Origin of the sequence: Mangrovimonas sp. ST2L15, from assembly GCF_001280515.1 — a bacterium.
Taxonomy (GTDB): Bacteria; Bacteroidota; Bacteroidia; order Flavobacteriales; family Flavobacteriaceae; genus Mangrovimonas; species Mangrovimonas futianensis.
This window is the reverse complement of the sequence record NZ_LBIQ01000055.1, coordinates 1-272: the sequence shown is the minus strand read 5'-3', so window position 1 is coordinate 272 and position 272 is coordinate 1. Positions and strand designations below refer to the sequence as shown.

General features: G+C 49.6%; 1 protein-coding gene. It reads right to left on the bottom strand.

Annotated elements, in window-relative coordinates; translation table 11 throughout:
* On the bottom strand, positions 1-272 hold a 272-nt coding region (locus ZA07_RS16260; RefSeq protein WP_197276769.1), incomplete at both ends, for a hypothetical protein.

The following is a 272-nucleotide window of genomic DNA, read 5'->3' as shown; positions in this document are numbered from 1 at the left end:
TCCGCCATCGGCAGTTGGTAAGGCATTGACGTTGACAGTCACACTGGCGCTTCCGCTCTGCTCTCCTTGGCTCACGGTCACTGTATATTCCGTAGTGGTATTTGGTGATACCTCAATACTTTGGGTAGTGGCACCGTTGTTCCACTGATAGCTCTCTCCTTCTGAGGCGGTCAATACAGCAGTACTTCCCTCACAGATGGTTACATCATCTCCTGCAGATACAACCAATTCTGGTGTTTCAGGTTGGGTCACTGTAACCGTTACTGAATCTG